At 67.5% G+C, this 2,928-nt stretch carries 2 protein-coding genes and 1 pseudogene; 2 read left to right on the top strand and 1 reads right to left on the bottom strand.

Annotated features, from left to right (window positions below; all coding sequences use genetic code 11):
• The first annotated feature begins 172 nt into the window (after positions 1–172).
• A complete protein-coding gene (locus ABZT06_RS50415; RefSeq protein ID WP_355756652.1) occupies positions 173–589 on the top strand; it encodes a DUF5958 family protein in 417 nt (138 codons plus the stop codon).
• 93 nt (positions 590–682) lie between these two features.
• Positions 683–1,951: an IS701 family transposase gene (locus ABZT06_RS50410; protein WP_355756655.1), complete on the top strand. Its 1,269-nt coding sequence runs from the start codon at positions 683–685 to the stop codon at positions 1,949–1,951.
• A 783-nt stretch (positions 1,952–2,734) separates the two neighbouring features.
• Here ABZT06_RS50410 and ABZT06_RS50405 read toward each other — a convergent pair.
• A pseudogene (locus ABZT06_RS50405) lies at positions 2,735–2,833 on the bottom strand (IS5/IS1182 family transposase); the annotation flags it as partial.
• Positions 2,834–2,928 lie beyond the last annotated feature (95 nt).

Here is a 2,928-nt window from a genome sequence, read left to right as displayed (position 1 = left end):
AGGACCTCAGCAATCCTCATTCTCGCTGGTCAGAGGCACTTTCTGCTTCCCTGACCGCCTGCCGGACAGCCCGCTTCATGAAAGCGCGAGGCTAATACTCCAGTCATACTTCGCGATCTGCTTCGATGGCCTTCGGGGCTACTGGCCTCAGTCGGATCGCGGAGGTTGGCGGATGGACGAGCGCACGGTCATGTTGAACGAGCTCGCGCAGGGCCTGCGCCCGATCGGGCAGGGTGTCGAGTGGTTCGAAGCCCTGCCCGCCCAGGACCAGTTCGAGGTTCTTCGGGATCTTGGCGGGCACTGCATCCAGGCGCGGGCGACGGTGGAGGACGGGCCCGAGAGCGTGCGGCTCGCCGGTATCCGGCCGACGCATACCCCGGCGGTGCTGATCACGCGTGGGCAGTTGGCCGGGCAGCTGACAAAGATCATCAATCTGCCGCAGGACGAGCGCGTGAAGGCGTTTCGGCTGCTGGTCGCGCTGCTGGGGGTGGCGGACAAGCGCCGTCGGGAGCGGTTCTGCGTCGCCGGATGCACCCATGCATGGCACCAGCTGGCGGCAGGGGCCGATACGGATGCGGCCACCGCGTGATCATCAGAGGTTGTGTGGACTTCTGAAGATGGTGCGATGGCCGCGGGCCACAGCGTAGACCCTGCCCGCTGGCGGGCGATGTTCGACCAGGCCATGGCTCGCATCGCGGGCCGGTTCCACCGAGTGGAACCACGGGCGACGGCGCGGGCGTTCGTGCTCGGACTGCTGTCCGGCGTCGAGCGCAAGAACTGCTGGAGGCTGGCCGAGGAGGCAGGCCATGCCCGCCCCGGTGCGATGCAGCGGCTGCTTCGAAGTGCACGCTGGGATGCCGATGAGGTGCGCGACGAGGTCCGCTCCTACGTGCTGGATCACCTCGGCGGCGATGGCGTGTTGATCGTGGACGAGACAGGGTTCTTGAAGAAGGGTCTCCGTTCGGCGGGCGTGCAGCGGCAGTACACCGGCACAGCCGGTCGGATCGAGAATGCCCAGGTCGGAGTGTTTCTCGCCTATGCGACGTCGCGGGGACGGGCTCTGATCGACCGTCGGCTCTACCTTCCCGAGCACACCTGGTGCCGGGATCCCGGTCGCCGGTCGGGCTCCGGGGTTCCCGAGCAGGTGGAGTTCGCCACCAAGCCCCGCCTGGCCCTGCAGATGATCGAAGCGGCCCTGGATGCCGGGTGCCCCTCCTCGTGGGTGACCGGCGACGAGGTCTACGGTCAGGACCCGCATCTTCGCTCCGTCCTGGAGGCACGCGGGATCGGCTACGTCCTGGCGGTTGCCTGCACCACCAGGGTGCGGATCAACGAGGACCGCACATCGGTCCAGGCTGACACCGCAGCCGCCTCACTGCCACGGGACACCTGGCACCGGCAGAGCGCCGGCGTCGGCGTCGGAGCGAAGGGACCGCGCTACTACGACTGGGCATGGGTGCAGACCGGAGCCGACAAGAACCGGTGCCTGCTGATCCGCCGCAACACCGCAACCGGCGAACTCGCCTTCTACCTGTGCTGGTCACCGGACGAGGTGGCCCTGTCCGCACTGGTACGCGTCGCCGGGACCAGGTGGTGCATAGAAGAGTGCTTCCAAGCCGCAAAAGGCCAGGTCGGTCTGGACCACTACCAGGTCCGCCACTGGACCTCCTGGCACCGCCACATCACCCTGGCCATGCTCGCGCTGGCCTTCCTCGCCGCCGTCGCCGTCAGCAGGAAGCCCATTCGGAGCACCGACCCGTACCTTCCGGTCCGCAGTAGCGACCCGATCGATCTGACCATCCCGGAGATCCGCCACCTCATCGGCACGCTCTTCAGAGCACCGACCACGCCGCACCGCCTTCTGACCTGGTCAATCTGGCGCAGACTCCACCAGGCGCAGGCCAGACGCGCCCATTACCGACGCCGACTCACCAGCCACTCGGACACCTAGATCACGAAGTCGCACTGGAGTACTAAGCCTTGAAGCGCCTGATCGAGAACCAAGACAACGAGATCGTCCTTGGGGAACTGGTTGCGATCCCCCATCGCCATGGAGGGCGACCGCCGCCTGCCGTACGGGCGCACCACCGGACCTCGCATCGTCAGTTGCGCTCCTCGGTCGCCCCCGAGGACGACCGTCGCTACGCGTCGCAGACGCCGCCCTACGACCCATGGGCGTTGCGATCCTCGGTCGCCCCGGAGGGCGACCGCCACATCCCAGCCGCTCGCATCGACCCCAGTGGACTCGATGCTATTGCGGGTCGTCCCAGACGACGACCGCCACAGCCGTGCACGACCTTCGCCGGCATGAGCACCGCGGGGTTGCGATCCTCGGGCGCCCCAATAGGACGACCGCCAGGTTGCCGTGAACGAAGGTGCCCGCTGCGTACAGCAGGTTGCGATCCTCGATCGCGGGAGGGCGACCGCGGCCTCACCGTACTACCGGGGTTCACAACGTTGCGATGTCGGCCGCACGAAAGGACGACCGCCACGCGCAGGTACCGGGTTGTATCGCAGGTCCTGGAACTCATTGCGATCCTTGGTCGCCCAAGAGGCGACCGCCACCGTACGGGGCCTGGGACGCGTGTCCAGCCATACGTGGAGTTGTGACCTTCGGTTGCCCCCGAAGGCGACCGCCACGACGCTGCTGGCGGCGCGCTGTCCGGTGGCGGGGTGTTGGGACCCTCGGTCGCTCCTGAGGACGACCGCCACGACGAAGTCTCCTTCGCCCCCCGCCGACGAGGGCCTCCTGCAAGCCGGGTGCCCAGGAGGCCAGAACCGCGAGGGTTTCGTCCACGTACCGCCAGGCGGTCGCGGTGGAGATCCCGAACCCGGTCGTGTCCCTTGACGTGGTGTAGGCGATCAATCGTCGGTCGTGTTGGTGGTGTTGGGGAGTGCGGGGGCGCTTTCGCCGGGCTCGGTGGGGTA

The organism is Streptomyces sp. NPDC005483 (assembly GCF_040606035.1).
Taxonomy (GTDB): Bacteria; Actinomycetota; Actinomycetes; order Streptomycetales; family Streptomycetaceae; genus Streptomyces.
The sequence above is the reverse complement of the archived record's forward strand: the minus strand, read 5'-3'. Positions and strand labels throughout refer to the sequence as shown.